Source organism: Micromonospora sp. KC721 (assembly GCF_004348355.1).
Classification (GTDB): domain Bacteria; phylum Actinomycetota; class Actinomycetes; order Mycobacteriales; family Micromonosporaceae; genus Micromonospora.
The window spans coordinates 1-2,309 of the sequence record NZ_SMJY01000357.1 but is presented as its reverse complement, the minus strand read 5'-3'; the positions used below and the strand labels follow the sequence as shown (position 1 = coordinate 2,309).

General features: G+C 71.7%; 4 protein-coding genes. 2 read left to right on the top strand and 2 right to left on the bottom strand.

Annotation, left to right across the window (positions count from 1 at the left end; genetic code table 11):
- Positions 1-7: 7 nt before the first annotated feature.
- Positions 8-544 (bottom strand): histidine phosphatase family protein, encoded by a 537-nt coding sequence (locus tag E1182_RS30245; RefSeq protein WP_132271145.1) that lies wholly within the window; start codon positions 542-544, stop codon positions 8-10.
- A gap of 117 nt (positions 545-661) precedes the next feature.
- Here E1182_RS30245 and E1182_RS30240 point away from each other — a divergent pair, with 117 nt between their 5' ends.
- Positions 662-949, top strand: coding sequence for a DUF6458 family protein (locus E1182_RS30240; protein ID WP_132271144.1), 288 nt, complete (start codon positions 662-664; stop codon positions 947-949).
- A 142-nt stretch (positions 950-1,091) separates the two neighbouring features.
- On the opposite strand, the gene E1182_RS30235 is transcribed toward E1182_RS30240, so the two are convergent.
- A complete protein-coding gene (locus E1182_RS30235) occupies positions 1,092-1,769 on the bottom strand; it encodes a hemolysin III family protein (RefSeq protein ID WP_132271143.1) in 678 nt (225 codons plus the stop codon).
- A 109-nt stretch (positions 1,770-1,878) separates the two neighbouring features.
- Between E1182_RS30235 and E1182_RS30230 the strand changes: the two genes are divergently transcribed.
- Positions 1,879-2,309: carboxyltransferase domain-containing protein (locus E1182_RS30230; protein WP_132271142.1), on the top strand; the 431-nt coding region annotated here is incomplete at its 3' end.

The window sequence follows — 2,309 nt, the reverse complement described above, 5'->3', positions numbered from 1 at the left end:
GGGTGGGTCAGCTTCGGGCGGTGTGGCGGTGGACGATCTCGGCGGCCTCGGGAGCCAGTTCGCACCACGGGACGGCCGGGCGGTGTACCACCAGGTCGGTGGTACGCAAACCGTCCGGATCGGCCCGCTCCGGGTCGAGTAGGGCACTGAGCAGCGAGATGCCCGGGTTGTGGGCCACCAGCAGCACCGTGGCGGCGGCCGGGTCCACCGAGCGGACCAGATCGAGCAGATCCTCCGGCCGCGCCTCGTACGCGGTGGCCTCGTAGCGCACCACCGGAGTCGTCCCCGCCGGCCCACCCTCCGGCGGGGACCCGGTCATGCCCAGCGCCACGTCGTGCCAGGTCTGCCGGGTGCGGCGGGCCGGCGAGCAGAGCACCACGTCGGGTAGGAGTGCGTGCCGGGCCAGCCAGGCGCCGGCGGCGGCGGCGTCGGCATGTCCGCGCGCGGTCAGCCGGCGGTCGACGTCCGGGACGGCCCCCGAGTTCTCGGCCTTGGCGTGCCTGAGCAGCACCAGTGCCCGCGTACCGCCCCTGCTGTCCGTCATTGTTCCAGCTTGCCTGATTGGCGATCGTGCCGCCGGGGTAAGTCGATGGATGCCGCTAGCTCGTCGAATGATCCCGGCGGGCGGAAAACGCCAGTGGACAGCCAAGGAGGCGACGTCATGGGCATCGGTGCCGGCATCTTCCTCATCGCCGTCGGTGCGATCTTCGCGTTCGCCGTCGACGCCAATCTGGGATGGCTCAACGTCAACGTGGTCGGCTGGGTGTTGATGCTCACCGGCGTGGTCGGCCTGCTGATCACCCTGCACTTCTGGAACCGCCGCCGCACGGTCGTCGCGACCCCGGTGCGCCAGGACCGGGTCGTGGCCGATCGGGTCGTTCCGGTGCAGGACGACCGGGTGGTTCGGGAGGAGTACCGCGAGGTTCGGCGTCCGGGCTACCCGGCCTGACCCGCCAGACCGACTCCGTGTGCGGCAGGTGGCGGTGTCCCAGCTGGGACACCGCCACCTGCCGCACACGGAGCTGCCGCAGAGGGAGCTGAATCGGCGGCGGAGCTGAGGGCGCCGGAGGTCGATGACCCGGCCGGGGCGGTCAGGCGAAGAGCGCGAAGTAGATCGCGATGTGGTGGCAGACGGCGGCGACCAGCGTGCAGGCGTGGAAGAACTCGTGGTGGCCGAAGACGGCGGGCCACGGGTTCGGCCTGCGGAGCGCGTAGAAGATCGCTCCGATGCTGTAGATCGCTCCGCCGACCGCGAGCAGCACCAGGGCGGTCACCCCGCCCCCGTGCAGGATCTCCGGCAGCATCGCGACCGAGACCCAGCCGAGCGCCAGGTAGAGCGGGGCGGACACCCAGCGGGGCGCGTGCGGCCAGACCACCTTCAGCCCGACCCCGGCCAGCGCGCCGCCCCAGACCAGGCTCAGCATGAGGGTGGCCATCCCCCGGTCCAGCAGCAGCGCGCAGAACGGGGTGTAGGTGCCGGCGATGAACACGAAGATCATCGAGTGGTCCAGCCGGCGCATGATCTGGTAGCCCCGCTCCGACCACACCCGACGGTGGTAGAGAGCGCTGGTGCCGAAGAGGCCGCAGACGGTCAGGCTGTAGATCAGGCAGCTCACCAGGGGTGCCCAGCCGGGGCGGAGGGCTGCGATCGAGCAGAGCACGACGCCGCAGACGAGCGCGACGAAGAACGCGTACGTGTGCAGCCAGCCGCGCATCCGGGGCTTGCCGATGTCGACCGGCTTGAGACGGATACGTGCGGAGGTGGTCACGAGAAAAAGGTTACGACACCGTAGGTTACTTATGGGTAGTGCCACTGGTCACCATCCGACCCGAGCGTCCCCGGCCCGGGACGCCGCATCGATCGGGGAATATGGCCACATGCGGATCCGACCCGTCGGCCGGCACGCCCTGCTGCTGGACTGCGCCGACCCCGCCCAGGTGGAGGCCTGGCGTGCCGAGCTGTGGCACCGCCGCCAGGCCGGCGAACTGCACGCCGTAGAGATCGTCCCGGCCGCCGCGACCGTGCTCCTGGACGGCGTACCCGACCCCGTCGCCACCGCCGCCCGGATCGCCGGCTGGACACCGCGGCCGGCCCCCACCACGGCCGCCGACCGCACCGTCGAGGTGCCCGTGGTGTACGACGGAGAGGACCTGCCCCGCGTCGCCGCACACTGGGCGGTCGAGGTGCCGCAGGTCGTGGCCCGGCTGGCGGACATCGACCTCCGGGTGGCGTTCTGCGGGTTCGCGCCCGGGTTCGCGTACCTCACCGGCCTGCCGCCGGGATGGGCGGTGCCCCGGCTGCCCACCCC

What these genes read in the sequence shown, in the direction of transcription:
- E1182_RS30245 (WP_132271145.1), bottom strand. Translation starts at nt 544, where the DNA reads ATGACGGACAGCAGGGGCGGTACGCGGGCACTGGTGCTGCTCAGGCAC.
- E1182_RS30240 (WP_132271144.1), top strand. Translation starts at nt 662, where the DNA reads ATGGGCATCGGTGCCGGCATCTTCCTCATCGCCGTCGGTGCGATCTTC.